This window comes from Alcanivorax sp. REN37 (assembly GCF_041102775.1).
Taxonomy (GTDB): domain Bacteria; phylum Pseudomonadota; class Gammaproteobacteria; order Pseudomonadales; family Alcanivoracaceae; genus Isoalcanivorax; species Isoalcanivorax beigongshangi.
The window spans coordinates 412,739-438,295 of record NZ_JBGCUO010000001.1; the positions used below are offsets into that span (position 1 = coordinate 412,739).

The 25,557-nt window shown below is 62.9% G+C and carries 22 protein-coding genes and 2 tRNA genes; 21 read left to right on the top strand and 3 right to left on the bottom strand.

The features are described 5' to 3' along the window. Positions 1–28: 28 nt before the first annotated feature. Positions 29–625, bottom strand: coding sequence for a DUF3617 domain-containing protein (locus AB5I84_RS01790; protein WP_369454115.1), 597 nt, complete (start codon positions 623–625; stop codon positions 29–31). Positions 626–1,034: 409 nt separating this feature from the next. On the opposite strand from AB5I84_RS01790, the gene AB5I84_RS01795 reads away from it, so the two are divergent. The 10 genes from AB5I84_RS01795 to greA all read left to right on the top strand — a co-directional run bounded on the left by AB5I84_RS01795 (position 1,035) and on the right by greA (position 13,042). Next, positions 1,035–3,938: a monovalent cation/H+ antiporter subunit A gene (locus AB5I84_RS01795; protein ID WP_369454116.1), complete on the top strand. Its 2,904-nt coding sequence runs from the start codon at positions 1,035–1,037 to the stop codon at positions 3,936–3,938. After that, on the top strand, positions 3,929–4,264 hold the full coding sequence (locus tag AB5I84_RS01800) for a Na+/H+ antiporter subunit C (RefSeq protein WP_369454117.1): 336 nt from the start codon (positions 3,929–3,931) through the stop codon (positions 4,262–4,264). The genes AB5I84_RS01795 and AB5I84_RS01800 overlap by 10 nt, the downstream gene beginning before the upstream one ends. Next, positions 4,261–5,859, top strand: coding sequence for a monovalent cation/H+ antiporter subunit D (locus AB5I84_RS01805; protein ID WP_369454118.1), 1,599 nt, complete (start codon positions 4,261–4,263; stop codon positions 5,857–5,859). Before AB5I84_RS01800 ends, AB5I84_RS01805 begins: the two co-directional genes overlap by 4 nt. Then, positions 5,856–6,350, top strand: coding sequence for a Na+/H+ antiporter subunit E (locus tag AB5I84_RS01810; RefSeq protein ID WP_369454119.1), 495 nt, complete (start codon positions 5,856–5,858; stop codon positions 6,348–6,350). Before AB5I84_RS01805 ends, AB5I84_RS01810 begins: the two co-directional genes overlap by 4 nt. Then, the gene (locus tag AB5I84_RS01815) at positions 6,347–6,625 is read left to right on the top strand and encodes a K+/H+ antiporter subunit F (protein ID WP_369454120.1); all 279 of its coding nucleotides are present in this window, start codon (positions 6,347–6,349) and stop codon (positions 6,623–6,625) included. The genes AB5I84_RS01810 and AB5I84_RS01815 overlap by 4 nt, the downstream gene beginning before the upstream one ends. Continuing rightward, a complete protein-coding gene (gene mnhG / locus AB5I84_RS01820) occupies positions 6,622–7,005 on the top strand; it encodes a monovalent cation/H(+) antiporter subunit G (protein ID WP_369454121.1) in 384 nt (127 codons plus the stop codon). Before AB5I84_RS01815 ends, mnhG begins: the two co-directional genes overlap by 4 nt. A gap of 70 nt (positions 7,006–7,075) precedes the next feature. Next, positions 7,076–7,879 carry a 4-hydroxy-tetrahydrodipicolinate reductase gene (gene dapB / locus AB5I84_RS01825; protein WP_369454122.1) on the top strand — a complete coding sequence of 268 codons (804 nt, stop codon included), beginning with the start codon at positions 7,076–7,078 and terminating at the stop codon, positions 7,877–7,879. Positions 7,880–8,125: 246 nt separating this feature from the next. Further along, positions 8,126–9,259, top strand: coding sequence for a glutamine-hydrolyzing carbamoyl-phosphate synthase small subunit (gene carA, locus AB5I84_RS01830; protein ID WP_369454123.1), 1,134 nt, complete (start codon positions 8,126–8,128; stop codon positions 9,257–9,259). A gap of 64 nt (positions 9,260–9,323) precedes the next feature. Further along, positions 9,324–12,548: a carbamoyl-phosphate synthase large subunit gene (gene carB, locus AB5I84_RS01835; protein ID WP_369454124.1), complete on the top strand. Its 3,225-nt coding sequence runs from the start codon at positions 9,324–9,326 to the stop codon at positions 12,546–12,548. Positions 12,549–12,565: 17 nt separating this feature from the next. Further along, positions 12,566–13,042 carry a transcription elongation factor GreA gene (greA, locus tag AB5I84_RS01840; RefSeq protein ID WP_369454125.1) on the top strand — a complete coding sequence of 159 codons (477 nt, stop codon included), beginning with the start codon at positions 12,566–12,568 and terminating at the stop codon, positions 13,040–13,042. Positions 13,043–13,136: 94 nt separating this feature from the next. Here greA and yhbY read toward each other — a convergent pair whose 3' ends face one another. Further along, a complete protein-coding gene (gene yhbY, locus AB5I84_RS01845) occupies positions 13,137–13,451 on the bottom strand; it encodes a ribosome assembly RNA-binding protein YhbY (RefSeq protein ID WP_369454126.1) in 315 nt (104 codons plus the stop codon). 84 nt (positions 13,452–13,535) lie between these two features. On the opposite strand from yhbY, the gene rlmE reads away from it, so the two are divergent. The 7 genes from rlmE (at position 13,536) to AB5I84_RS01880 (ending at position 19,749) form a co-directional block, all read left to right on the top strand. Continuing rightward, on the top strand, positions 13,536–14,159 hold the full coding sequence (gene rlmE, locus AB5I84_RS01850) for a 23S rRNA (uridine(2552)-2'-O)-methyltransferase RlmE (protein ID WP_369454127.1): 624 nt from the start codon (positions 13,536–13,538) through the stop codon (positions 14,157–14,159). A gap of 68 nt (positions 14,160–14,227) precedes the next feature. Next, positions 14,228–16,153: an ATP-dependent zinc metalloprotease FtsH gene (gene ftsH / locus AB5I84_RS01855; RefSeq protein WP_369456050.1), complete on the top strand. Its 1,926-nt coding sequence runs from the start codon at positions 14,228–14,230 to the stop codon at positions 16,151–16,153. A 7-nt stretch (positions 16,154–16,160) separates the two neighbouring features. Continuing rightward, entirely contained in the window at positions 16,161–17,006 is an 846-nt protein-coding gene (gene folP, locus AB5I84_RS01860) for a dihydropteroate synthase (protein ID WP_369454128.1), read from the top strand. Between the two features lie 73 nt (positions 17,007–17,079). Beyond that, positions 17,080–18,417 carry a phosphoglucosamine mutase gene (glmM, locus tag AB5I84_RS01865; protein ID WP_369454129.1) on the top strand — a complete coding sequence of 446 codons (1,338 nt, stop codon included), beginning with the start codon at positions 17,080–17,082 and terminating at the stop codon, positions 18,415–18,417. 27 nt (positions 18,418–18,444) lie between these two features. After that, positions 18,445–19,209, top strand: a complete 765-nt coding sequence (gene tpiA, locus AB5I84_RS01870) for a triose-phosphate isomerase (RefSeq protein WP_369454130.1) — start codon at positions 18,445–18,447, stop codon at positions 19,207–19,209. A 9-nt stretch (positions 19,210–19,218) separates the two neighbouring features. Continuing rightward, positions 19,219–19,641: a preprotein translocase subunit SecG gene (secG, locus tag AB5I84_RS01875; RefSeq protein ID WP_369454131.1), complete on the top strand. Its 423-nt coding sequence runs from the start codon at positions 19,219–19,221 to the stop codon at positions 19,639–19,641. Positions 19,642–19,664: 23 nt separating this feature from the next. Beyond that, positions 19,665–19,749 (top strand) — tRNA-Leu (locus tag AB5I84_RS01880). A gap of 83 nt (positions 19,750–19,832) precedes the next feature. On the opposite strand, the gene AB5I84_RS01885 is transcribed toward AB5I84_RS01880, so the two are convergent. Further along, the gene (locus AB5I84_RS01885; RefSeq protein ID WP_369454132.1) at positions 19,833–20,192 is read right to left on the bottom strand and encodes a DUF4870 domain-containing protein; all 360 of its coding nucleotides are present in this window, start codon (positions 20,190–20,192) and stop codon (positions 19,833–19,835) included. 264 nt (positions 20,193–20,456) lie between these two features. Here AB5I84_RS01885 and AB5I84_RS01890 point away from each other — a divergent pair. The 4 genes from AB5I84_RS01890 to infB all read left to right on the top strand — a co-directional run bounded on the left by AB5I84_RS01890 (position 20,457) and on the right by infB (position 25,555). Further along, positions 20,457–20,533 (top strand) — tRNA-Met (locus AB5I84_RS01890). Positions 20,534–20,651: 118 nt separating this feature from the next. Next, on the top strand, positions 20,652–21,104 hold the full coding sequence (rimP, locus tag AB5I84_RS01895; protein WP_369454133.1) for a ribosome maturation factor RimP: 453 nt from the start codon (positions 20,652–20,654) through the stop codon (positions 21,102–21,104). Positions 21,105–21,165: 61 nt separating this feature from the next. Next, a complete protein-coding gene (gene nusA / locus AB5I84_RS01900) occupies positions 21,166–22,641 on the top strand; it encodes a transcription termination factor NusA (protein WP_369454134.1) in 1,476 nt (491 codons plus the stop codon). Positions 22,642–22,822: 181 nt separating this feature from the next. Further along, positions 22,823–25,555: a translation initiation factor IF-2 gene (gene infB / locus AB5I84_RS01905; protein WP_369454135.1), complete on the top strand. Its 2,733-nt coding sequence runs from the start codon at positions 22,823–22,825 to the stop codon at positions 25,553–25,555. The last annotated feature ends 2 nt before the right edge of the window (positions 25,556–25,557 follow it).

Below are 25,557 nucleotides of genomic sequence, written 5' to 3' on the forward strand. Positions count from 1 at the left end.
CCGCCGGTCGGCGGGCAGTCCAGCAGGATCAGTTGAGCGCCGGCACGCCGGCACAGTCCTGCTGCACGAAGCGAGAATTCACCGCGATGCGGTACTGACGCAGACCGCTGGAGGCGCCCGGCATGCCCAGCGCTTCCAAACGCACTTCGCCCTTGCCTTGCAGCACGGTGTTCACCGAGCGGTCGTCGGGCATGTTCAGGGTCCCGTCGAGCTGGCCTTTAAAGCCGCTCTGGCCATCACACTGACCGGTGACCTTGAGCGTGGCGCCGTTGCGCCCGGCGGAGGTGAAGGTGCAGCCGTCCATTTCCGATTCGAATTCTTCCAGCCAGTATTCCACCGTGTTGGCGTTGGCAACGTTGTCCTTGGTCAGACACACGCGCGGCGCTTGGCCCTGCTCGCCAAGTGCGGCGGACAGGGCAGCTTGCTGTTCCGGAGGCAGGTATTGCAGCAGCTGCTCACGGGCACCGCGCAGCGCTTCCAGCGGATCGAACGGCACGCCATCGACACTCATGTCCACCGTCGCTTCCCAGAGTCCGGCGCGGGGCGTGTGCGGCAGGCGGTCGTCGGCGAAAGCTGGCGCTGCGAGGACGCTGGTCAGCAGCAGGGGGGCGAGCAGGTGCTTCATGCGGGAGTCCTTATGTGGGCGCAGCGGCATCAGAGCCGGCTGCAACATCGGTTGCGCGAGTTATAGCACGGCGTTGCGCGGTTGCCATGACTGCGTTGCGGTGAACGCGAACGGGGTCGGCAAGCTGTGGTTTTTTAACTGTTTTTTCTCCCGGCTCTTTATCTGGAGCGGGGTTTTCCGTTACATTCACCCGATCTTTTTGGGCGCGCCGGTTTTGCGAGCCCGCTTTTGCAACCGTCAGTTCTCCATTCGCATCTGCTTCTGCCAGCCCCGCCAATGGGTGCGGCGAAGCGCCCTGGAGAGGGTTCCAGGGACAGCGTACACACGCTGAAATCTGTCGTGGTCGGTGGTCCGAGCTGCCGGGCGGGACGGCTGAAATGCCGGAGAGCGCTCCGACTGAGTGTGCCGCATGTCGTTGATCCTGATCGTATTGCTGCCTTTTTTGGGCAGTCTGGTGGCCGCCTGCCTGCCGACCAACGCGCGTAACTTCGAAGCGTGGTGGGCGGGCTTGGTGGCGCTTGGCTGCCTCGCGCTGAATATCTCCTTGTACCCGGCCATGGCCGATGCCGAGGGACCGCTGCGCGCGGTGGTGTCGTGGTGGCCGGAGATCGGGCTGGAGCTGATCTTCCGCATGGACGGCCTGGCCTGGCTGTTCTCGACGCTGGTATCAGGTATCGCGGTGCTGGTGGTGGTGTATGCCCGCTACTACCTTGATCCAGCCGATCCGGTGGCGCGTTTCTTCTCGTTCTTGCTGGCGTTCATGGGCGCCATGCTCGGCGTGGTGTTGTCCGGCAACCTGATTCAGCTGGCGCTGTTTTGGGAGCTGACCAGCCTCACCTCGTTCATGTTGATTGCCTACTGGTACCACCGCGCGGATGCGCGCCGTGGTGCACGCATGTCATTCACAGTGACGGCCACCGGTGGCTTGTGTCTGCTGGTGGGGCTGGTAATGCTCGGTCGCATGGCCGGCAGCTACGATTTGGATGTGGTGCTGGCGCGCGGTGATCTGATCAAGGCGCACGATTGGTATCTGCCGACCTTGGTGCTGGTGGCCTTGGGAGCGCTGACCAAGAGCGCGCAGTTCCCGTTCCACTTCTGGCTGCCACGGGCGATGGCGGCGCCGACCCCGGTGTCGGCATTCCTGCACTCGGCGACCATGGTGAAAGCTGGCGTGTTCCTGCTGATGCGGCTGTGGCCGGTGTTGGCCGGCACCGAGGAATGGGTGTGGCTGATCGGCGGTGCGGGTTTGATCACGCTGTTGCTTGGTGCCTTCCTCGCGATTTTCCAGCAGGACCTGAAAGGGCTGCTGGCGTACTCGACCATTTCTCACCTCGGCTTGATTACTTTGCTGCTCGGCATGGGCAGTCCGCTGGGGTTGGTGGCGGCGGTGTTCCATACCCTCAACCACGCCACCTTCAAGGCGTCGCTGTTCATGTCGGCAGGCATCATCGACCACGAAACCGGCACCCGTGACCTGCGTGTGCTCGGCGGCCTGCGTCAACTGATGCCGGTCACCGCCACGTTGGCGATGGTGGCGGCGGCGGCGATGGCGGGGGTGCCGCTGTTGAACGGTTTCCTGTCAAAAGAAATGTTCTTCGCCGAAACCGTGGATTGGGCCAGCCACTGGCCACTGCCGCTGGCGGCGACACTGGCCGGTTTGTTCAGCGTGACCTATTCGCTGCGCTTCATCGTCGAAGTGTTCTTCCGCAAGCGGCACCCGGAGCTGCCCAAAACGCCCCACGAGCCGCCCTACTGGATGCGCTTCCCGGTCGAGCTGCTGGTGCTGATGTGCTTGCTGGTGGGTATGCTGCCGGCCTTCACCGTCGGCCCGTTCCTGCACCACGCGGTGACGGCGGTGCTCGGCAGCCAAGCGCCGACCTACAGCCTGTCGCTGTGGCACGGCATCAACCCCGCGCTGGTCATGAGTTGTGTAGCCTTGGTCGGCGGTGTGCTGCTGTACACCGCCATGGAACTGCGTCGGCCACTGGGGCAGCGGCCCCACGAGCCGCTGCTGCATCGCTTCGATGGCCAGCGCTTGTTTGAACAGATCCTGTGGGGGCTGACCAGCTTGGCCGGGCGCCTCAGTGGCCGCCTCAGCCGTGCTGGCCTGCAGGCGCAGTTGCGGGCATTGGTGATCGTGGTGCTGATCGCGGCGGTGTTGCCGTCGCTGCGCGGATTGGTGGAAGTGCGTGAGCCCTCGGCGCCAATCGATCCTCTGTTTGCAGTGCTGTGGCTGATCGGCGCCATCTGTGCGCTGGCCACCGCCTGGATGGCCAAGTACCACCGGCTGGCGGCGTTGGCGCTGCTGGGCGGCACAGGGCTGGTGGTGTGCATGACCTTCATGTGGTTCTCGGCGCCGGACCTGGCGCTGACGCAGTTGGTGGTGGAGGTGGTGACCACGGTGCTGATTCTGCTTGGCCTGCGCTGGCTGCCACGGCGCTTGCCGCCGTCGGTATTCGGTTTGCGGCCATCGCTGCGTGACCGCTTGCGGCGCGGGCGGGATCTGATCATTGCACTGGTAGCCGGTAGCGGCATGGCGCTGCTCGCCTATTTGGTATTGGTGCGCCCGGACCCGGAAAGCATCGCCCGCTTCTTCTTGGAACGCGCGTTACCGGAAGGCGGCGGCACCAACGTGGTCAACGTGATTCTGGTGGATTTCCGCGGTTTCGATACCTTCGGCGAAATCACCGTGCTGGGCATTGTGGCGCTCACCGTCTATGCGCTGCTGCGCCGTTTCCGCCCGGCCCAAGAAAGCCTACTGCTGCCGCAGCAAGCCAATGATCCGCCGGACCTGACTCCAGAAGAAATGGCCGAGCACGGCCCGTTGCTGGTGCCGGGGCTGTTCATGCGGGCGCTGATGCCGGTGTTGATGGTGGTGGCGGTGTACCTGCTGATGCGCGGCCACAACCTGCCCGGTGGCGGCTTTGTGGCCGGCTTGACCATGTCGGTGGCGATCATCCTGCAATACATGGTCGGTGGCACCCGCTGGGTAGAAGCCAACCTGCCGATCCGCCCGCACCGCTGGGTACGTACTGGATTGCTGCTGGCCGGTGTCACGGGCCTCGGTTCTTGGGTACTGGGTTACCCGTTCCTGACCAGTTACTCGCCGCATCCGGTGCTGCCGATCCTCGGAGAAGTGCCGTTGCCCAGTGCGTTCTGGTTCGACCTTGGTGTGTTCTCGCTGGTGGTTGGCGCCACCGTATTGATGCTGATCGCGCTCGGTCACCAGTCGGTGCGTGGCCACCGTGGCGTGATCAAGCAGCAGCAAGTGGAACAGCAAAGTGAGCAGCGGGGGGCGATCCGATGGAACTGATATTGGCGATTGCCATCGGTGTGCTCAGCGGCGCCGGTGTGTACCTGCTGCTACGGCCGCGGACCTTCCAGGTAATCATGGGCCTGTCGCTGCTGTCCTATGCGGTGAACCTGTTCATCTTTGCCATGGGCGGCCTCAACCGCCATCTGTCGCCGGTGATCACTGAGGCCGGCGGTCCCTATGCCGATCCGGTGCCGCAGGCGTTGGTGTTGACCGCCATCGTGATCGGCTTTGCCATGACCGCCCTGTTCTTGGTGGTGCTGCTGGCCGCGCGCGGCCTTACCGGTACTGACCATGTGGACGGCAAAGAGGAGGACAGCGAATGAACCTCCTCGATCATCTGATCATGGCGCCGATCCTGATTCCGCTGTTAGCCGGTGCGTTGCTGGTGGGCATCGAAGAGCAGTGGCGGCGCCGGAAAGTCAGCATCGCGCTGGGCGCGGCGCTGCTGTCCTGGCTGTCGGCGATGGTGCTGCTGTGGCAGGCGGATCAAATGCCCGGTGGGGTGCCGGCGATGACCTATTTGGTCGGCAACTGGAAGGTGCCGTTCGGCATTGCGCTGGTGGTGGACCGGTTGTCGGCGCTGATGCTGGTGCTGGCCGGCGGTATTTTTTCGGCGGCGTTGCTGTATTCGGTGGCGCGCTGGGATCGGGTCGGGGTGCACTTTTATGCGCTGAGCTTGTTCTTGATCGCCGGCGTTAACGGCGCTTTCCTCACCCATGACCTGTTCAACCTGTTCGTGTTCTTCGAGGTGATGCTGGCGGCCTCCTATGGCCTGCTGCTGCACGGTTCCGGCAAGCGCCGGGTGCGCCACGGGCTGCGCTACGTAGCGATGAACCTGGCAGCATCGTCGGTGTTCCTGATCGGCGTGGCGCTGCTGTATGCCGCCACTGGGTCGCTGAATATGTCTGATGTGGCCAGCAAAGTCGGCCAGATGAGCGCCACTGATCGCCATCTGCTGGAAACCGGCGCCGCCATTTTGGCAGTGGCCTTCCTGCTCAAGGCGGCGGTGTGGCCGCTGAACCTGTGGTTGCCGGGCAGTTACGGCGCTGCCACGCCGCCAGTGGCGGCGATGTTCGCGATCATGACCAAGGTCGGGCTGTATGTGGTGATGCGGCTGTGGTTGCTGATGTTTTCTGATGAGGCCGGGGTGTCGGCCGGTTTCGGCGGCAACGCCTTACTGTGGATCGGTCTGGCGACGCTGGCGGTGGCGACGTTCGGGCTGCTGTCGGCGGCGGATTTTCGTCGCTTTGCCGGCTTTAGCGTGGTGGCATCGTCGGGCACGTTGCTGGCCGGGTTGGCGCTGCGTACCGAAGTGGCCACCACCGCCACGCTGTACTACATGCTGGCGTCGACGTTGGCGATCGGCGCCTTCTTCCTGTTGATCGAATTGCTGGAACGGATCCGTGATTTCGGCGCCAACCTGCTGGCGGTGACCCAGGAGGCGTTCGAGGCGGAAGGCATGGTGCTGCCGGAAGGTGAGGATGTAGGCGTAGTGATTCCGGCGGCGTTCGCCTTCCTCGGCCTGAACTTCATTCTCTGCGCGCTGGTGCTGTCCGGACTGCCACCACTGGCCAGTTTTGTCGGCAAGTTTGCGCTGATGGCCGCCATGCTGGAAACGCCTGATGTGGGTCAGTGGGTGTTCCTGACGCTGCTGATTGTCTCTGGTTTGGCAGCGGTGGTGGCGTTGATGCGGCTCGGCATCCGTTTGTTCTGGGTACCCGCCCACCTGCGCCGACCGCGGCTGCGGGTGATTGAAGCCGCGCCGGTGGCGGCCCTGCTGGTGGCCTGTCTCGGCCTGACGGTGGCGGCCGGTCCGGTGGGCAGCTACCTGGCACGCACTGCTGCCGGTCTTTATCAGGTCGACGACCTGATGCAATCGGTGGTTGGGCAGCAGCCATGGCGGGGAGAGCAGCCATGATCAAGCGTTGGTTGCCGTTCCCGTTGATGTCGGCGTTCCTGCTGGTGATGTGGTTGCTGCTCAATGACAGCTTCTCGGTGGGCCAGATTCTGCTCGGCGCGCTGCTGGCGTGGGGCATTCCCGCCGCTACTCGCCGCATGCAACCGGTGCGGGCGCGCAAGGTGCGTCGCCTCGGCGTGGCGCTGAAACTGGCCTGCGTGGTGACCCATGACATCGTGCAGTCCTGCATTCAGGTCACCGGGGTGATCTGGGGTCGCCGCGAAAAACGCTGCCGTTCCGGCTTCATGACGCTACCGCTGGAGCTGCGTTCGCCGCACGGATTGGCGGTGTTGAGCTGCATCATCAGCTCCACCCCTGGTACCGCTTGGGTAGAGCTGAGCGAGGATCGCCGCCTGCTGATGATCCATGTGCTCGACCTGGACGACGAAGACGCCTGGGCGACCCTGATCAAGACCCGCTACGAGCGGCCATTGATGGAGATCTTCGAATGACCGTGTCGCTGATGCCAGTGTGGTATCTGGTCAATGCCTGTCTAGCGATCGCCATGCTGTGTTCGCTGTGGCGCCTGCTGCGCGGCCCCACCGCTCAGGACCGGGTGACGGCGCTGGATACACTTTATTTGGGCGCGATGCTGCTGGTGTTGCTGCAAGGCATGCAGGCCGGCACTCGGGTCTACTTTGATATCGCACTGCTGATGGCGCTGTTGGGGTTTGTCGGCTCGGTGGCGATGGCCAAATTCCTGCTGCGTGGCGAGGTGATCGAATGAGCTTGTCTGCGGTACCGCTGGCGCTGGCGATCCCGGTGGGTCTGTTGCTGGTGTTGGCGGCAGTGCTGGCGTTGTCCGGCGGCATGGGCTTGGTGCGGCTGTCCAATTTCTATCAGCGCATCCATGGCCCCTCGATGATCCACACCCTGGCCGCCGGCTGTGTACTGATCGCCTCGATGTTGTATTTCTCGGTGCAGTTCGGTCGCCCAGTGCTGCAGGAGTTGCTGATCACGGTGATGGTGCTGATGACCGCGCCGGTAACCACCATGATGTTGATGCAGGCGGCGGTCTCCCGCGATCGGCGTGCCAAGCGCGATCTGGTGCCGCCGCGTCCAGGCAGTACCGAGGGCGACATCTGCACCGGTGAGCACGAAGATTGAGCCGCTTTGACTTGCTCTGCCGACGCGGTAGCCTTGCCGCTTCGCACATATATCGCCACGGGGACAGAACATGAAAGTAGGTATCTTGGGCGCCGCCGGCCGCATGGGCCGCACCCTGATCGAGGCGGTGCACGCCCAGGACGGTCTGACCCTGGCTGCAGCCGTGGACGCCCCGGGCAGTTCTTTGGTCGGCGCGGACGCCGGCGAGATGGCCGGCATTGGCCGTTGCGGTGTGACCGTGGTGGACGACATCGGTGCGGTGACTGCTGCGGTGGACGTGTTCATCGACTTCACCCTGCCGGAAGCCACCATGCATCACCTGCAAGCCTGCCGTGAGCGCGGCACGCCGCTGGTGATCGGCACCACCGGCCTGACCGATGAGCAAAAAGCCGCGTTGCAGGCCGCCAGTGCCGACATCGCCGTTGTGTTCGCGGCCAACTATTCGGTGGGCGTGACGCTGTGCCTGAAGTTGCTCGACACCGCCGCCCGGGTGTTGGGCGACGAGGTCGACATTGAGATCATCGAAGCGCATCACCGTCATAAGATCGACGCCCCGTCCGGCACCGCGCTGGCGATGGGAGAAGTGGTTGCTGACGCGCTCGGCCGTGACCTGAAAACCTGCGCGGTCTACGGTCGAGAGGGCCGCACCGGCGCCCGCGAGCGCCAAACCATCGGTTTCGAGACCATTCGCGCCGGCGATATTGTCGGCGAGCACACGGTCATGTTTGCCGCGGATGGCGAGCGGGTAGAGATCACCCATAAGGCCACCAGCCGCATGAACTTTGCCCGTGGCGCGGTGCGCGCCGCCGGCTGGGTGGCCGGTCGTGGCCCCGGTGTGTACGACATGATGGACGTGCTGGCGCTGCGTGACTGAGCAGTGCCGCAGCGGTCCAGCGATTTTTTTCACGCTGCGCCGCCGCGACGCGTTCGTCGAGGTGGCGTAACGGGCCGATTGTCCCTAAAATAGCTCCCCGCCTTGAAGGGCTGGCGGTGCGGCTGGCAGCAACGATTTCGACCCAGAGCGAGGTGGAACACTCCATCTCGCTTTTTTGCGCACGCGCTGTTCGGGAATCTCCTGCCCTTTCCTTATCAGTTTTAGCTCGACATTCTGGAGGTTGCGTTGACGGTACCGGCCATTTTGGCGCTGGAAGACGGCAGCATCTTCCGCGGCGTCTCCATCGGCGCCACGGGACAAGCCGCAGGTGAAGTGGTGTTCAACACTTCCCTCACCGGCTATCAGGAGATCCTGACCGATCCATCTTATGCCCAGCAAATTGTCACCCTGACCTACCCACACATCGGCAACACCGGCGTCAATTCGGAAGACCAGGAATCCCCCCGCATCTGGGCCACCGGCTTGGTGATCCGCGATCTGTCCATGACCGTCAGCAGCTGGCGAGCCGAGCAATCACTGCCGGACTACTTGGCTGCGCAGGGCGTGATCGGCATTGCCGACATCGACACCCGCCGACTGACCCGCATTCTGCGTGAGAAAGGCGCGCAAAGCGGTGCCATTTTGGCCGGCGACGGCGTCACCGAAGAAGCTGCGCTGGCTGCGGCCCGCGGCTTTGCTGGCCTGGCTGGCATGGATCTCGCCAAAGTGGTCAGCACCGCTGAGCAGTACCAGTGGCAGAGCGGTGGCTGGACCCTCGGTGAGGGCTACCACGAGCCCGAAGACAGCCGCTTCCACGTGGTGGCTTACGACTACGGCGCCAAGCGCAACATCCTGCGCATGTTGGTGGACCGCGGTTGCCGCCTGACGGTGGTGCCGGCGCAAACGCCTGCCAGCGAGGTGTTGGCGCTGCAGCCGGACGGCGTGTTCCTGTCCAATGGCCCTGGCGATCCAGAGCCTTGCACCTACGCCATCAGCGCTATTCAGGAGCTGTTGGAGCAAGGGCTGCCGCTGTTCGGTATCTGCCTTGGTCATCAGCTGTTGGCGCTGGCCAGTGGTGCCCAGACCCGCAAGATGAAATTCGGTCACCACGGTGCCAACCATCCGGTGCAGGATCTCGACGACCGCACGGTGATGATCACCAGCCAGAACCACGGTTTTGATGTGGACCCCGACAGCCTGCCGGACACGCTGCGCGTGACCCATGTGTCGCTGTTCGATGGCTCGCTGCAGGGCATCCACCGCACCGATAAGCCGGCTTTCAGCTTCCAGGGTCATCCGGAAGCCGGGCCGGGGCCGCAAGATGCGGCACCATTGTTCGATCATTTCATCGAACTGATGGAGGCGCATCGCGCCGGTTGAGAGCGTCGGGCCGCATTGCGGCCCGATCCGGATTTGAACGACGCACGTCTACGGTCAGAGCACTATGCCTAAGAGAACCGACATTCAGAGCATCCTCATCATCGGCGCCGGTCCCATCGTGATCGGCCAGGCCTGCGAGTTCGATTACTCCGGCGCCCAGGCCTGCAAGGCGCTGCGTGAGGAGGGGTACCGGGTGATCCTGGTGAACTCCAACCCCGCCACCATCATGACCGACCCGGCCATGGCGGACGCCACCTACATCGAGCCCATCACTTGGGAAACGGTGGCGAAGATCATCGAAGTAGAGCGTCCTGACGCGCTGCTGCCCACCATGGGCGGCCAGACCGCGCTGAACTGTGCGCTGGAGCTGGAACGCCAAGGCGTACTGGAAAAATTCGGTGTGGAAATGATCGGCGCCAATGCCGATGCCATCGACAAAGCCGAAGACCGTTCCCGCTTCGACAAGGCGATGCGTGCCATCGGCCTTGAGTGCCCGCGCTCCGGCATCGCCCACAGCATGGACGAAGCCTATGCGGTGCTGGAAACCCTCGGTTTCCCGTGCATCATCCGCCCCAGCTTCACCATGGGCGGTTCCGGTGGCGGCATCGCCTACAACCGCGAAGAGTTCCAGGAAATCTGTGAGCGCGGTCTGGACCTGTCGCCGACCCGCGAATTGCTGATCGACGAGTCGCTGCTGGGCTGGAAAGAGTACGAGATGGAAGTTGTGCGTGACCGCAACGACAACTGCATCATCGTCTGCACCATCGAGAACCTCGACCCGATGGGCGTGCACACCGGTGACTCCATCACTGTGGCGCCGGCTCAGACCCTCACCGACAAAGAGTTCCAGATCCTGCGTAATGCCTCGCTGGCGGTACTGCGCGAGATCGGCGTGGAAACCGGCGGTTCCAACGTGCAGTTCGGCATGTGCCCGGATACCGGCCGGGTGGTGGTGATCGAGATGAACCCGCGGGTGTCGCGTTCCTCGGCGCTGGCCTCCAAGGCGACCGGTTTCCCGATTGCCAAGATCGCCGCCAAGCTGGCGGTGGGCTATACCCTCGATGAACTGAAGAACGACATCACCGGTGGCCAGACCCCGGCCTCGTTCGAGCCGACCATCGACTACGTTGTTACCAAGATTCCGCGCTTTAACTTCGAGAAATTCGCGGCGGCTGATCCGGTGCTGACCACGCAGATGAAATCGGTCGGCGAAGTGATGGCCATCGGCCGTAACTTCCAGGAATCAATGCAGAAAGCACTGCGCGGTCTGGAAGTGGATTCCTACGGTTTCGAACCGCTGCTCAGTGCCGATAACGGTGACCTGCGCCAGCAGGTGATTGAGGCGCTGGCGGTGCCGAGCCCGGAACGCATCTGGGTGCTGGGTGACGCCTTCCGCGCGGGCCTCAGCGTGGAAGAGCTGTTCCAGCTGACCAAGATCGACCGCTGGTTCTTGGTGCAGATCGAAGACCTGATCCGCGAAGAGCAAGCGTTGGCCGGCACCGGCTTCAGCGCGCTCACCGCCGAGCGCCTGCGTGCGCTCAAGCGTAAGGGCTTCTCCGACCGCCGCCTGTCACGCATTCTCGGTGTGAAAGAATCCGATGTGCGTGGCAAGCGCCATCAGCTCGGCATTCATCCGGTCTACAAGCGCGTGGACACCTGCGCTGCCGAGTTCGCCACCAGCACCGCTTACATGTACTCCAGCTATGACGAGGAGTGCGAAGCGGAGCCGTCCAACCGAGACAAGATCATGGTCATCGGCGGCGGCCCGAACCGGATCGGCCAAGGCATTGAGTTCGACTATTGCTGTGTGCACGCGGCCTTTGCCATGCGCGCTGATGGTTACGAAACCATCATGGTCAACTGCAACCCGGAAACTGTGTCCACCGACTACGACACGTCCGACCGCCTCTACTTTGAGCCGGTGACCCTGGAAGACGTGCTCGAAATCGTGGCCAAGGAGCAGCCCAAGGGTGTGATCGTGCAGTACGGCGGCCAGACGCCGCTGAAGCTGGCGCGGGCACTGCAGGCTGCCGGCGTGCCGATCATCGGTACCAGCCCAGATGCCATCGACGAAGCGGAAGATCGCGAACGCTTCCAGCAGATGATCAACAAGCTCGGCTTGAAGCAGCCGCCGAACCGCACTGCCCGCAGTGCGGACGAAGGGGTGCGACTGGCCGGCGAAGTGGGTTATCCGTTGGTGGTGCGTCCGTCCTACGTGCTCGGTGGTCGCGCCATGGAAATCGTCTTCAACGAAGACGAACTGCGCAGCTACATGAAGAACGCGGTGTCGGTGTCCAACGAGTCGCCGGTGCTGCTGGACCGCTTCCTGGATGACGCCATCGAAGTGGATGTCGACGCGGTGTGCGACGGCAAGGACGTGGTGATCGGCGGCATCATGCAGCACATCGAACAGGCCGGTGTGCACTCCGGGGACTCCGCGTGCTCGCTGCCGCCGTACTCCCTCGACGACGCCATCCAAGACGTGATGCGCGAACAGACCCGCGCCATGGCGCTGGAGCTGGGCGTAATTGGCCTGATGAACGTGCAGTTCGCGGTCAAGGACGGCGAAGTGTTTGTGCTGGAAGTGAACCCGCGTGCCTCCCGCACCGTGCCTTATGTGTCGAAGGGCATTGGCGTCTCGTTGGCGCAGATTGCCGCGCGCTGCATGGCCGGCGTCAGCCTGCAAGAGCAGGGCTTCACCGCTGAGATCACGCCTAAGCACTACTATGTGAAAGAAGCGGTGTTCCCGTTTGCCAAGTTCCCCAACGTCGACCCGATTCTCGGCCCGGAAATGAAATCCACTGGTGAAGTAATGGGTGTGGGCGAGACCTTTGCCGAAGCGTTCGGTAAGGCCTCTCTGGGTGCTGGCGAGCGGCTGCCGGTGGGCGGCACCGTATTTGTATCGGTGCGCGACGCGGACAAGAAATCAGTGGTGGAAGTGGCTCGTGAGCTGGCGACGCTGGGCTTCCGCCTAGTGGCGACCCAGGGCACGGCCCAGTGCCTGACCGAGGCCGGCGTGCCGGTGACCAAAGTGAACAAGGTCAACGAAGGCCGTCCGCACGTGGTGGACATGATCAAGAACAAGGAAATCAGCCTGATCATCAACACCACTGAAGGCAAGCAAGCGGTGCGTGACTCGTTCGCCATCCGTCGCTCGGCGCTGCAGAACAAGGTGTTCTACACCACCACCATTGGTGCTGCTTGGGCGGTTTGCCAAGCGCTCAAATTGGAACAGGATCTGCAGGTCCGTCGTCTTCAGGACCTGCATGCGGCCCTTCAAGGGGCGTAACGGAGGTTGATGAGATCATGCAACGAGTGCCCATGACGGCAGAGGGTGCGGAAGCGCTGCGCGCAGAGCTTCAGCACCTGAAAATGGTCGAGCGCCCGCGCATCGTCCAGTCCATCGCGGAAGCCCGTGAACACGGTGACTTGAAAGAGAACGCCGAGTACCACGCGGCCCGCGAAGAGCAGGGGTTCTGTGAAGGGCGCATTAGTGAGATCGAAGGCAAGCTTGGTGCTGCCCAGATCATTGATGTGACTCAGATTCCGCACACCGGCAAGGTGCTGTTCGGCACCACCGTGACCATTCTCGACGTCGATACCGACGAACAGAAAGTCTACAAAATCGTCGGTGACGACGAAGCGGATATCAAACAAGGCAAGATTTCGGTGAGCTCACCCATTGCCCGCGGCCTGATCGGCAAGCAAGAAGGGGATGTGGTGCAGATCGAAACCCCGGGTGGGGTAGTCGAATTCGAGATCGACAGCGTCGAACACCGCTAAGCGGTGTTGGTACTGGACTGCGCCGTGCCCGCCTGCGGGCACGGCGCAGTGTCGTTTCTGGGGAACCCTTTTGCCCGGCAGGGCTCTGACAGGCTCAGCCCTGTTGGGCGCGCAGGATGTTGGACAGGCGCGGATGCGGCTTCTTCGCTGCCCGATACAGCAGCGCCACATTGCCGATGCGCTGCACAATCTGGGCACCGCTGGCTTCGGTTAGCGCTTGCGCCACAGCATCACGGTCTTCCCGCGTTTGGGCATTGATACGGACCTTGATAAGCTCGTGATCCTCCAAGCGGGCGTCGAGCTCAGCGATGAAGCTGTCGCTCAGGCCGCTGCCGCCAAAGATCAGGATCGGCTTGAGATGATGCCCGATGGCGCGGAAGCGACGGACATCCTGGTTTGAAAGCGGCATGGTGGGTCTCCGGAAAAGGGCGCACATTCTACAATGCGGGCGATGCCACTGCGAGCGGCGCCCGGATGGGGCTGAAGAGTAGCCATGGCACGTTCAAAAAGCAGCGGACGTTGGTTGCAGGAGCACTTCTCCGATCCTTGGGTCGCTAGGGCCCAGGCCGAAGGGTATCGCTCCCGCGCCAGCTTCAAGTTGTTGGAAATAAACGAGAAAGATCGCCTGTTTCGGCGCGGCATGACGGTATTGGACCTGGGTGCAGCGCCCGGTGGCTGGAGCCAAGTGGCGGCGCGCGAGCTCGGCAGCAGTGGCCGGATCGTCGCCAGTGACATTTTGGCGATGGATCCGATTGCTGATGTGACCTTCATTCAGGGCGATTTTCGCGAGGATGAGGTGTTCGAGGCCATCCTTGATGCGCTCGGTGGTCGCAAGGTCGACCTTGTAATGTCAGACATGGCCCCCAATATGAGCGGGAACCGGGGGGTGGATCAGCCGCGCTCCATGTACTTGGTGGAATTGGCGCTGCATATGGCCAACCAGGTGTTGGCGCCGGATGGTCGTTTCCTCGCCAAGGTGTTTCAGGGGGAAGGCATCGAGGCCTTCCGCAAGGATTTGCAGCAGAGTTTCCAGCGGGTTGTGACTCGCAAGCCGGCCGCCAGCCGCCCCCGTTCGCCGGAGGTGTATGTGCTGGGGTCGGGTCCGAAAATGGTGTAGCGTAGCCGCAGACCGGCCCGGCCGGGTTATCGGTGCGCGTGGATGGGGAGAGGTGTCCCTTGAACGATATGACGAAGAATGTGGTGCTCTGGGTGGTGATTGCCGCCGTGTTGTACACGGTGTTCCAGGGTGTCAGCCATGAACCGGCCAGTCAGCGGCTGGACTACTCCGACTTCATCCAACGCGTGGAACGTGGTGACGTGGCGCGGGTGGAAATCCAAGATTTCCGCATCCGTGGCGAAACCCGTGATGGCAAGAGCTTCGAAACCGTGAAGCCGCCGGTGGCCGACCTCGACCTGATGCCGACGCTGATCCAGAACAAGGTACGGGTAGAAGGTAAGGAACCGGAGCGTCAGAGTTTCTTGATGCAGCTGTTCCTTTCGGTACTGCCGATCCTGCTGATCCTCGCCATCTTCATCTTCTTCATGCGCCAGATGCAGGGCGGTGGCAAAGGCGGCGGCGGCCCGATGACATTCGGCAAGAGCCGCGCCCGGTTGCTGTCTGAAGATCAGATCAAGACTACCTTTGCCGATGTGGCTGGGGTGGAGGAAGCCAAGGAAGAAGTGCAGGAGCTGGTGGAGTTCCTGCGTGACCCGGCTAAATTCCAGCGCCTTGGCGGCCGCATTCCCCGCGGCGTGCTGATGGTCGGCTCACCGGGTACCGGTAAGACCCTGCTGGCCAAGGCCATTGCCGGCGAAGCGCGGGTACCGTTCTTCTCCATCTCCGGTTCTGATTTTGTGGAAATGTTTGTCGGCGTGGGTGCCTCCCGCGTGCGCGACATGTTCGAGCAAGCCAAGAAGCACGCGCCCTGCATCATCTTCATCGACGAAATCGATGCGGTGGGGCGCAGCCGTGGCGCCGGCCTCGGTGGTGGTCACGACGAGCGCGAGCAGACCTTGAACCAACTGTTGGTAGAAATGGACGGCTTCGGCGCCAACGACGGCATTATTGTCATCGCCGCCACCAACCGTCCGGACGTGCTCGATGCGGCGCTGCTGCGCCCGGGTCGTTTCGACCGCCAGGTGGTGGTGCCGCTGCCGGACGTGCGCGGCCGCGAGCAGATCATCCGGGTGCATATGCGCCAAGTGCCGGCGGCAGACGACGTTAACCCGTCGCTGATCGCGCGTGGCACCCCAGGCTTTTCCGGTGCCGATCTTGCCAACTTGGTGAACGAGGCGGCCCTGTTTGCGGCCCGCGCCAACAAGCGCATGGTGGGCATGGAAGAGTTCGAGCGTGCCAAGGACAAAATCCTGATGGGTGCTGAGCGTCGCTCGATGGTGATGAGCGAGGAAGAGAAGCTCAACACGGCCTACCACGAAGCTGGGCACGCCATCATCGGCCGCTTGGTGCCGGAGCATGATCCCGTTTACAAGGTGTCGATTATTCCGCGTGGCCGTGCGCTGGGCGTGACCATGTACCTGCCCACCGAAGACAAGTACAGCCAGTCCAAACGGGCGCTGGAAAGCATGATCTGCTCGCTGTTCGGCGGCCGTATTGCCGAGGAGATGATCAACGGGTTTGACGGTGTGACCACCGGCGCCTCCAACGATATCGAGCGGGCCACCAAGATGGCCCGCGCCATGGTCACCAAGTGGGGCTTATCGGAGAAACTGGGCCCGCTGGCTTACGAGGAAGAAGAGGGCGAAGTGTTCCTCGGCAAGGCGATGTCGCAGCGCAAACATGTGTCTGAGCAGACCGCCGAAGCCATCGACCGCGAAGTGCGCGCCATCATTGATGACTGCTATGCCCGCGCCAAAGCAATCCTCGAGGGCAACCGCGACAAGCTGGAAGCCATGGCGCAGGCGCTGATGCTGTACGAGACCATTGATGCCGACCAGATCGACGACATCATGAACAACCGCACCCCGCGTCCGCCCAAGGACTGGCAGGACCCCAGCGCCGGCCGTCCGTCTGCCAGTGCCGGTGATGCCCAGACCCCGGACAGCAGCGGCGGCGAAGAAGGCCCGATCGGCGGGCCCGCCAATACGCACTGATCCTGACATGAGCCAACCCGCACCAGTGCTCCACTGCGGCGCGCGGACATTGAGCCTGTCCGCGCCCGTGGTGATGGGCATCCTCAACGTCACGCCCGATTCCTTTTCCGATGGTGGCCGCTTTAACCAGCGCGACGCAGCTTTGGCGCAAGCGCGTCAGATGGTGGCGGATGGTGCTGCCATCATTGATATCGGTGGCGAGTCGACCCGTCCCGGTGCCGTGCCAGTCTCACCCCAGCAGGAGCTGGACCGGGTGCTGCCGGTGGTGGAGGCGCTCAATGCCGAGCTGGACGTGGTGTTGTCGCTGGATACCAGCACGCCGGCGGTGATGACTGCGGGCGCCGCTGCCGGTGCGGGACTGATCAACGATGTGCGGGCGCTGACGCGCCCCGGCGCGTTGGCGGCTGCTGCCGCCACCGGGCTGCCGGTGTGCCTGATGCACACGCAGGGCGAGCCGGATGTGATGCAGGATGCGCCCAGCTATGAAGACGTGGTGGCGGAAGTGGAGCAATACCTGCTGGCGCGGTTGGCGGCGGCGGAAGCCGCCGGTATCGCCCGCAGCCAACTGTTGATTGATCCCGGGTTCGGATTTGGCAAGACCGATCCGCATAACCTGCGTCTGTTGCAAGAGTTGCCCCGCCTGGCGCGCTTCGGCGTGCCGCTGTTGGTGGGGCTGTCACGCAAGTCACTGGTCGGACGCACGTTGTCGCGGCCGGTGGATGAACGACTGGCCGGCAGCCTTGCGCTGGCGGTTCTGGCGGCCGAACGCGGTGCCCAGATCGTGCGCGTGCACGATGTGCGCGAAACCGTGGATGCGCTGCGCATGACCCGGGCCGTGCTGGGCGCGGCCTGACCCCCCGACTCCGCCGAACGTGGCCGCCACAGTGCTGCGTTGGGCTCCCTGGATTGCAGAGGACGCGCAGAGGATGACGCGAAAATATTTTGGTACCGACGGCGTGCGCGGCACGGTCGGGCAGTACCCGATTACCCCGGATTTCGCCTTGCGCCTGGGCTGGGCAGTGGGCACGGTGCTGGCCGAAAAAGGGCTGAGCAAGATCCTGATCGGCAAGGACACCCGTATTTCCGGGTATGTGTTTGAGTCGGCGCTGGAAGCCGGTATTTCCGCCGCCGGCGTGGACATCCTGCTGCTGGGGCCGATGCCGACGCCGGCCATTGCCTACCTCACCACCACGTTCAATGCCCAAGCCGGCATCGTGATTTCCGCCTCCCACAATCCTTACACCGACAACGGCATTAAGTTCTTCGGCGCCGACGGCCGCAAGTTGGCCGACGCGGTGGAGGAGGCGATTGAGGCACGTTTGGATGAGCCGATGGAGATGGTCGCTGCCGATGCGCTCGGCAAGATCCGTCGCATCGTTGACGCCCGCGGTCGTTATATCGAGTTCTGCAAAAGTACGGTGCTGGGTCGCCTTAACCTGACCGGCAAGAAAATCGTGGTCGATTGCGCCAACGGCGCCGCTTACCACATCGCCCCGGACGTGCTTGATGAGCTGGGGGCCGAAGTGATCCCGTTGGCGGTGTCGCCGGATGGCCTCAACATCAACCTCGATTGCGGCTCTACCCATCCGGAGATGTTGCAGCGCGCGGTGCTGGAACACGGCGCTGATCTCGGCATTGCCTTCGACGGCGACGCCGACCGGGTGCTGATGGTGGACGAGCACGGCGAGTTGGTGGATGGCGATCAGTTGCTCTACGTGCTGGCCATGGATCGTCATGCCCGCGGCGTGCTAAATGGCGGCGTGGTGGGCACCTTGATGTCCAACTTCGGGCTTGAAAAAGCACTAGCGGACGCCGGCATTCCATTCCGCCGCGCCAAAGTGGGCGACCGCTATGTGATGGAAATGCTCGACGCCGAAGGATGGCAGTTGGGCGGGGAAGGTTCCGGCCACATTGTGTGCCTAGATGCGATCACCACCGGTGACGGCATGATCGCTGCGCTGCAGGTGTTGGCGGCGTTGCAGCGCCAGGGCCAAACGCTGGCGCAGGCAGTCGGTGGCATGACCAAGATGCCGCAGCTACTGATCAACGTGCGTGGCAGCCAGCGCGACGGCGTGTTGGAGCGTGATGATATACGCACTGCAGTGGCCGCGGCGGAAGCGCGCCTGGCCGATGCCGGCCGGGTGCTGCTGCGGTTGTCTGGCACCGAGCCGTTGGTGCGCGTGATGGTGGAAGGTGAAGACGCGACGCTGGTCACCAGCGTGTGCGAAGAGTTGGCCGCGGCGGTGCAACACAGCATCGCTTGAGACCTAGTTGGATTCGGAAGTACGGATATGACAACAACATCGCGTCGGCCGCTGGTGGCCGGTAACTGGAAAATGAACGGTTCAGCCGCGCTGGCTGCCTCGCTATCGCAAGCCGTGCGCGCCGCCGCGCCGGCACAGGTGGAAGTGCTGTTGTGCCCGCCGTTCCCGTATTTGGCGCAGGTGCAGGCAGCGCTGGTCGGCAGCGGGGTGCAGCTCGGTGCTCAGGATTTGGCCGTAGCGCAAGACGGCGCCTTCACCGGCGAAGTCTCCGGCGCCATGTTGCGGGATGTGGGCTGCGGCTATGTGCTGGTGGGCCACTCCGAGCGTCGTACTCTGTACGGCGAGACCGATGCGGTGGTGGCAGAGAAATTCGCCGCTGCTCAGGCGCAAGGGCTGCGGCCGATCCTGTGCGTCGGTGAGACGCTGGACGAGCATGAGGCGGGCGAGGCTGAGGCGGTGGTACGCCGCCAGCTGGATGCGGTGCTCAATAAGGTCGGTATTGCCGCCTTTGCTGATGCCGTGGTGGCCTACGAGCCGGTGTGGGCGATCGGTACTGGGCTCACCGCTACTCCGGCCCAGGCGCAGACCCTGCATGCGGTGATCCGCGCCCATTTGGCGGATCAGGATGCGTCCGTCGCTGCGGCCGTGCGCCTCCTTTACGGCGGCAGTGTAAAGGCGGATAATGCCGCCTCCCTGCTGGCCGAGAAAGACATCGATGGTGGTCTGATCGGAGGGGCGTCCCTGGACGCAGACAGTTTTCTCGCCATTTGTCAGGCGGCAAAAGCAGACTAAGCGACGATTATGGAAATTGTGCTTCATGTTATTCACGTGGTGGCAGCGCTGGCCGTTATCGGCCTGGTGTTGATCCAGCACGGTAAGGGTGCCGACGCCGGTGCATCCTTCGGCGGTGGTGCGTCTGCCTCCCAGAGCCTGTTTGGTTCCAGCGGCTCCGGTAGCTTCCTCACCCGTATGACGGCCATCTGCGCTGCGGTGTTCATGCTCACCAGCCTGGGGCTGGCGTGGTACGCCGGCCAGGCCTCCAAGAGCATCGACTCACTGCCGGTGCTGGAGCGTCTCCAGCAGCAGAGCAATGAAGTGCCGGTGCTCGACGAGGACCTGATGTTGGCGCCGCAAACGGATGCTGATGTGCCGGAACTGGTGATCCCCGAAGAAAGTGCTTTGGAGATCCCCGAGGCTGGGGTAGAATCCCCGGCCGCGCCGTAACCCTCAGTCCGGCGGCAAGTTTTGCGGAAGTGGTGGAATTGGTAGACACGCTATCTTGAGGGGGTAGTGAGCTTGCTCGTGCGGGTTCAAGTCCCGCCTTCCGCACCAAACAAAAAAGGCTTCCTTCGGGAAGCCTTTTTTGTGCCTGCAATTCGGTGCCGGCTGGGGCGCCGGAGGGCGCCCCGGTACCGTTATTTCACCAAGCGCAGGGTGAACGGGTAGCGGTAGGACTGGCCATTGCTCACTTTCACTGCAGCGACGATGGTCAGCACCAGCCAGGCGATGCCGACGACGGCCAGCAACAGGAAGCCGACCAGCACCATGGTCAGCACGGCGGAGACAATTCCAGCCAGCAGCATGGTGATGTTGAAGTTGATCGCCTCTTTGCCTTGCTCGTCAATGAACGGGCTCTGGTCTTTCTTCAGCAGCCACAGCACCAGTGGGCCGAGTAGGGTGCCGAACGGGATGAGCAGGCCAATCAGGGCGGCCAAGTGGCAGGCCATGGCCATGTTGCGGTCTTCCGGCCGGATCGCAGGAGTTTGTTCGTTCATGGGTGGTTCCTCAGATATTGGATTGGGGCAAGCAGTGAAAAGTCTGCGCGGCCGCCGTCGACGCAGCGCCGTCAGAGGGTGTGCACGCGCGGCGCAATGATGCCAGTCGCGTCGGGACAATAACGTTACCCGGTATTGATTTTTTCACATCGGTTGCCCGCGTTCTGCAAAAAGTCTGTCACAGAAAAATGCTTTATTTGCCTTATTCCCCGATAAACATTTGACAACAGGTCGAAGCATCCATAATATCTGCGGCCAGTTCGATGCGGGGTGGAGCAGTCTGGTAGCTCGTCGGGCTCATAACCCGAAGGTCGTTGGTTCGAATCCAGCCCCCGCTACCACAAAACAGGAATCTACTGCTGCGGTAGATTCTGTAACAGAAAGCCCCTCTCGCAGGGGCTTTTTGTTTGGAGCAGAAAATGCCCGGTGCCGCGATCCGGCCCGGACTGTGAGGTGAGCATGCGCAAGGTCGATCAGTTGCACGCCCTGCTTGGCCCGGTAGTGGAAAGCATGGGTTTCGTGTTCTGGGGACTGGAGTACATCCAGGGCCGCGGCGCGGTGCTGCGCGTGTTCATCGACCACGAAGACGGCATCAGCGTGGACAACTGCGCTGATGTCAGCCACCAGATCAGCGGTGTGCTGGATGTGGAAGATCCGATCTCGGGCGAGTACAACCTTGAGGTGTCGTCGCCGGGCATGGATCGGCCGCTGTTCACGCTTGAGCAGTACGGCCTCTACATCGGCGAGCAAGTGCAACTGCGGTTGCTGGCTCCGGTGGCATCGCGGCGACGCATGACGGCAACTCTGGATGCCGTCGACGGCGACGACTTGCACCTGACCCTGGAAGGGCAGGCACTTGTCGTGCCATTCACCCAAGTGGACCGTGCCAACGTGGTGCCGCAGTTCGATTGAACTGTGTTGACCGGGCGCGACTCCTGACTGGACCCATTATTGTCTTTGTAAAGGCCTGGCCATGAACAAAGAGATCCTGCTGGTAGCGGAAACCGTTTCCAACGAAAAAGGCGTGAGCCGCGATGTCATCTTTGAGGCCATCGAGCTGGCGCTGGCAGCGGCCACCAAGAAACGCTTCAAGGAAGACGACGTTGAAGTGCGCGTGGACATCGACCGGGTGACCGGCGGCTACCGCACTTTCCGTATCTGGCACGTGGTGCCGGACGAAGAGCTGTACGAATTCGGCCACCAGCTGACCCTGGATGAGGCCCACGAGCAGGACCCGACACTGCAACTCGGCGACACCTGGATCGAAGAAATCGAATCCGTGGCCTTCGGCCGCATTGCTGCACAGACCGCCAAACAGGTGATTGTGCAGAAAGTGCGCGAAGCCGAACGCGCCCAGATCATCGAAGAATACCGCCCGCGCATCGGCGAGCTGATCAGCGGCTCGGTGAAGAAAGCCACCCGCGACACCATCATCTTGGATCTCGGCGGTAACGCTGAAGCGCTGATCACCCGCGACCAGATGATCCCGCGTGAAACCGTGCGCCAGAATGATCGCCTGCGTGCTTACCTTTCCGGCGTGAACCCGGAAAACCGCGGCCCGCAGCTGCTTGCCAGCCGCGCTGCGCCGGACATGCTGATCGAGCTGTTCAAGATCGAAGTGCCGGAAATCGGCGAAGAGCTGATTGAAATCAAAGGCGCCGCCCGGGATCCCGGCTCGCGCGCCAAAATTGCTGTGAAGACCAACGACCAGCGCATCGACCCGGTCGGCGCCTGTGTCGGCATGCGCGGTGCGCGCGTGCAGGCAGTGTCCACTGAGCTGGGCGGCGAGCGGATCGACATCGTGCTGTGGGACGACAACCCGGCACAGCTGGTGATCAACGCCATGCAGCCGGCAGAAGTGGTGTCCATCGTGGTCGACGAAGAGCGCCACGCCATGGATGTTGCTGTGGAAGACGAGTCCGCGCTGGCGCAAGCCATCGGTCGTGGCGGTCAGAACATCCGTCTGGCCTCCGAGCTGACCGGCTGGGAACTGAACGTGATGACGCTGGAAGCTGCGCAAGAGAAGCAGCAGGCGGAAACCGAAGAAGCCCTGCAGCGTTTCATCGACGCCCTCGATGTGGACGAAGAACTGGCCGTAGTGCTGGTGGAAGAAGGTTTCTCGTCGCTGGAAGAAGTGGCCTATGTGCCCAAGGACGAGATGCTCGCCATCGAAGGTTTCGATGAAGACATCGTTGATGCCCTGCGCCAACGGGCCAAGGACGCGCTGCTGGCGCGTGCCCTGGCCGGCGGCGGTGGTCTGCCCTCGGAAGACCTGCTGGGCATGGATGGCATGGATCCGGAACTGGCCCAGCGTCTGGCCAGCAACGGCGTCATCACCATGGAAGATCTGGCCGAACAGGCGGTGGACGATCTCACCGAGCTGGCCGGGATCGATGAGGAGCGGGCTGCGCAGCTGATCATGACTGCGCGCGCCCCTTGGTTTGAATAACGACACTCAGAAACGGCCCTGCGGGGCTGTTTCTGTTCACGGCGCGCGGCGCTGATGCGCCCGCTGCCCCACCCCTCACTGCAGGCAGGCTGACCGTCCTGTCTGCACGATCGGCGCGAAGCCGGTCGGCACCGGCGCACTGGGCGCGGTGTGATGGCGGACAGGAGATAGGTTGGCTGACATGGCAGAAACGACCGTAAAGCAATTGGCAGAAACTGTTGGGCAGAGCGTCGATGCGCTGCTGAAGCAGATGCAGGACGCGGGACTGAACCACCAGGGCGCGGACGATGCCGTGTCGGCGGAACAGCGCCAACAACTGCTCGATCACATCAACAACACGACGGCCGCAGCGCCGGGCAAAATCACCCTCAGTCGCAAGAGCACCAGCACTCTCAAGACCACCGGCGCGTCCGGCAAGGCCAAGACGGTGGCGGTGGAAGTGCGTAAGAAACGCACCTATGTGAAGCGCTCAGTGGTCGACGACCAGGAACGTCTGGAAGCCGAGCAGCGCGCTGCCGAAGAAGAAGCCGCGCGCATTGCTGAGGAAGAAGCTGCCCGCAAGGCCGCTGAGGAAGAAGCGGCGCGTAAGGCTGCCGAGGAAGAAGCGCTGCGCAAGGCCGCTGAAGAAGCTGCCCGCAAGGCGGCGGCTGAAGCCGCTGCAGCCAGTGCCGAGCCGGCTGCCGAAACCACTGCTGATGCAGTCGCCGACAAAGCGCGCCGTGTCTCGGTGCCAAAAACCACTACCCGCAAAGCCGAACCTGTCCAGCGCGAAGAGACCGCTGAAGAGCGTGCTGCCCGCGAACAGGAAGAGCGCCGCAAGCGCGAAGCCGAAGAGCAGCGTCGCAAGCAGGAAGCCGAAGCCCGTCGCAAGGCCGAGGAAGAAGCCGCCCGCCGCACCGCTGAAGAAGCGCAGCGCGTGGCCGCTGAACTCGAGCGCCGTGGTGGCGAGCAGCCAGTGCGCACCGGCAGCGAAGAAATCGAAACGGGCTCTGGCATTGTTTCCGAAGCCATGGAAGCAAGCTGGCGCGATGAAGAGCGGACCACCAAACGCCGCCGCCGTCGCCCGCAGTCTCAAGTGCGCAATGTCGTGGCGCATGGGCAGATGAAGAGTACGTTCCAGAGAGAACACGGCTTCAAGGCTCCCCAGGAAAAAATGGTATATGACGTTGAAGTGCCTGAGACGATCACGGTTGCTGATCTGGCTCAGCGCATGAACATCAAGGTGCGCGAAGTGATGCGCACGCTGATGAAGATGGGTGAAATGGCCACCGCCAACCAGTACCTCGACCAAGAAACAGCGATGCTGCTGGTTGAGGAAATGGGCCACCGTCCGCGCGCCGCCAAAGGCCAGGAAGAAACCTTTGCCGATGATCTGGCCAACCTGGTGCAGTACACCGCCGACGCGGTGAACCGGGCACCGGTGGTGACCATCATGGGCCACGTCGACCACGGCAAGACCTCGCTGCTGGACTACATCCGCCGCGCCAAAGTGGCGGCCGGTGAAGCGGGTGGCATCACCCAGCACATCGGTGCGTACCACGTGGACACGCCGAAAGGCATGATCACCTTCCTCGACACCCCCGGCCACGCCGCGTTCAGCGCCATGCGTGCCCGCGGTGCCCAGGCCACCGACATCGTGGTGATCGTGGTGGCGTCTGACGACGGCGTGATGCCGCAGACCCAGGAAGCCATCAACCACGCTCGTGCTTCGGAAGTGCCCATCATCGTGGCCGTGACCAAGATGGATAAAGAGCAGGCCGATCCGGATCGCGTGAAGAACGATCTGTCCCAGCTCGGTGTGATTTCCGAAGAGTGGGGCGGTGATTACCAGTTCTGCTACGTGTCCGCACACACCGGTGACGGTGTCGACGAGCTGCTCGACTCGATTCTGCTGCAAGCCGAATTGCTGGAGCTGAAAGCCTCCCCGGTGGGCCCGGCCCGCGGTGTGGTCATCGAATCCCGCGTCGAGAAAGGCCGTGGCCCGGTGACCTCGGTGTTGATCCAGGAAGGTCAGCTGAACATTGGCGACATGATGCTGGCCGGCGCTCACTTTGGCCGCACCCGCGCCATGGTTGACGAAAACGGCAAGCCGATCAAAACCGCGGGCCCGTCCATTCCGGTGGAAATCCTCGGTCTCGACGGCGCCCCGGAATCCGGTGAGCAGTTCATGATCGTGGCGGACGAGAAGAAAGCCCGTGAAGTGGCGGACTTCCGTCAGACCCGCGACCGCGACCTCAAGCTCAAGCGCGCACAGAGCTCCAAGCTGGAGAACCTGTTCGAGAACTTGGGCGAGAAAGAGTCTAAGCAGGTCAACATCATCCTCAAAACCGACGTGCGCGGTACGCTGGAAGCCCTGATTGGCTCCCTGAACGACCTCAGCACCGACGAAGTGAAGGTGAACATCGTCAGTGGCGGTGTCGGCGCGATCAACGAATCCGACGTCAACCTGGCGATGACCTCCGAAGGCGTACTGCTGGGCTTCAACGTGCGGGCCGACAGCGCCGCTAAACGTCTGTGCGAGCGCGAAGGCATCGACCTGCGCTACTACAGCGTGATCTACGAACTGATCGACGACGTGCGTGCGGCCATGAGCGGCTTGCTGGAGCCAGAGCGCCGCGAAGAAATCGTCGGTGTGGCCCAGGTGCGCGAAGTGTTCCGCTCCACCAAGTTCGGTGCCGTGGCCGGCTGTATGGTCATCGAAGGCACGCTGCGTCGGAACCTGCCGATCCGCGTACTGCGCGACGAGGTGGTGATCTTCGAAGGCCAGCTGGAATCGCTGCGCCGCTTCAAGGACGACGTCCAAGAAGTGCGCAACGGCATGGAGTGTGGCTTGGCGGTGAAGAGCTACAACGACGTGAAGGCTGGCGACAAGATCGAAGTGTTTGAAGTGCGCGTGGTCGCGCGGACGCTGTAAGC

Excerpts from the sequence above, each read along its gene's own strand:
- AB5I84_RS01810 (WP_369454119.1), top strand. The coding sequence starts at position 5,856 with ATGATCAAGCGTTGGTTGCCGTTCCCGTTGATGTCGGCGTTCCTGCTG.
- infB (WP_369454135.1), top strand. The coding sequence starts at position 22,823 with ATGGCAGAAACGACCGTAAAGCAATTGGCAGAAACTGTTGGGCAGAGC.
- glmM (WP_369454129.1), top strand. The coding sequence starts at position 17,080 with ATGACGCGAAAATATTTTGGTACCGACGGCGTGCGCGGCACGGTCGGG.
- dapB (WP_369454122.1), top strand. The coding sequence starts at position 7,076 with ATGAAAGTAGGTATCTTGGGCGCCGCCGGCCGCATGGGCCGCACCCTG.
- ftsH (WP_369456050.1), top strand. The coding sequence starts at position 14,228 with ATGACGAAGAATGTGGTGCTCTGGGTGGTGATTGCCGCCGTGTTGTAC.
- AB5I84_RS01805 (WP_369454118.1), top strand. The coding sequence starts at position 4,261 with ATGAACCTCCTCGATCATCTGATCATGGCGCCGATCCTGATTCCGCTG.
- carB (WP_369454124.1), top strand. The coding sequence starts at position 9,324 with ATGCCTAAGAGAACCGACATTCAGAGCATCCTCATCATCGGCGCCGGT.
- AB5I84_RS01800 (WP_369454117.1), top strand. The coding sequence starts at position 3,929 with ATGGAACTGATATTGGCGATTGCCATCGGTGTGCTCAGCGGCGCCGGT.
- secG (WP_369454131.1), top strand. The coding sequence starts at position 19,219 with ATGGAAATTGTGCTTCATGTTATTCACGTGGTGGCAGCGCTGGCCGTT.
- mnhG (WP_369454121.1), top strand. The coding sequence starts at position 6,622 with ATGAGCTTGTCTGCGGTACCGCTGGCGCTGGCGATCCCGGTGGGTCTG.
- AB5I84_RS01790 (WP_369454115.1), bottom strand. The coding sequence starts at position 625 with ATGAAGCACCTGCTCGCCCCCCTGCTGCTGACCAGCGTCCTCGCAGCG.
- folP (WP_369454128.1), top strand. The coding sequence starts at position 16,161 with ATGAGCCAACCCGCACCAGTGCTCCACTGCGGCGCGCGGACATTGAGC.
- rlmE (WP_369454127.1), top strand. The coding sequence starts at position 13,536 with ATGGCACGTTCAAAAAGCAGCGGACGTTGGTTGCAGGAGCACTTCTCC.
- tpiA (WP_369454130.1), top strand. The coding sequence starts at position 18,445 with ATGACAACAACATCGCGTCGGCCGCTGGTGGCCGGTAACTGGAAAATG.
- greA (WP_369454125.1), top strand. The coding sequence starts at position 12,566 with ATGCAACGAGTGCCCATGACGGCAGAGGGTGCGGAAGCGCTGCGCGCA.
- nusA (WP_369454134.1), top strand. The coding sequence starts at position 21,166 with ATGAACAAAGAGATCCTGCTGGTAGCGGAAACCGTTTCCAACGAAAAA.
- AB5I84_RS01795 (WP_369454116.1), top strand. The coding sequence starts at position 1,035 with ATGTCGTTGATCCTGATCGTATTGCTGCCTTTTTTGGGCAGTCTGGTG.
- rimP (WP_369454133.1), top strand. The coding sequence starts at position 20,652 with ATGCGCAAGGTCGATCAGTTGCACGCCCTGCTTGGCCCGGTAGTGGAA.
- AB5I84_RS01885 (WP_369454132.1), bottom strand. The coding sequence starts at position 20,192 with ATGAACGAACAAACTCCTGCGATCCGGCCGGAAGACCGCAACATGGCC.
- yhbY (WP_369454126.1), bottom strand. The coding sequence starts at position 13,451 with ATGCCGCTTTCAAACCAGGATGTCCGTCGCTTCCGCGCCATCGGGCAT.
- AB5I84_RS01815 (WP_369454120.1), top strand. The coding sequence starts at position 6,347 with ATGACCGTGTCGCTGATGCCAGTGTGGTATCTGGTCAATGCCTGTCTA.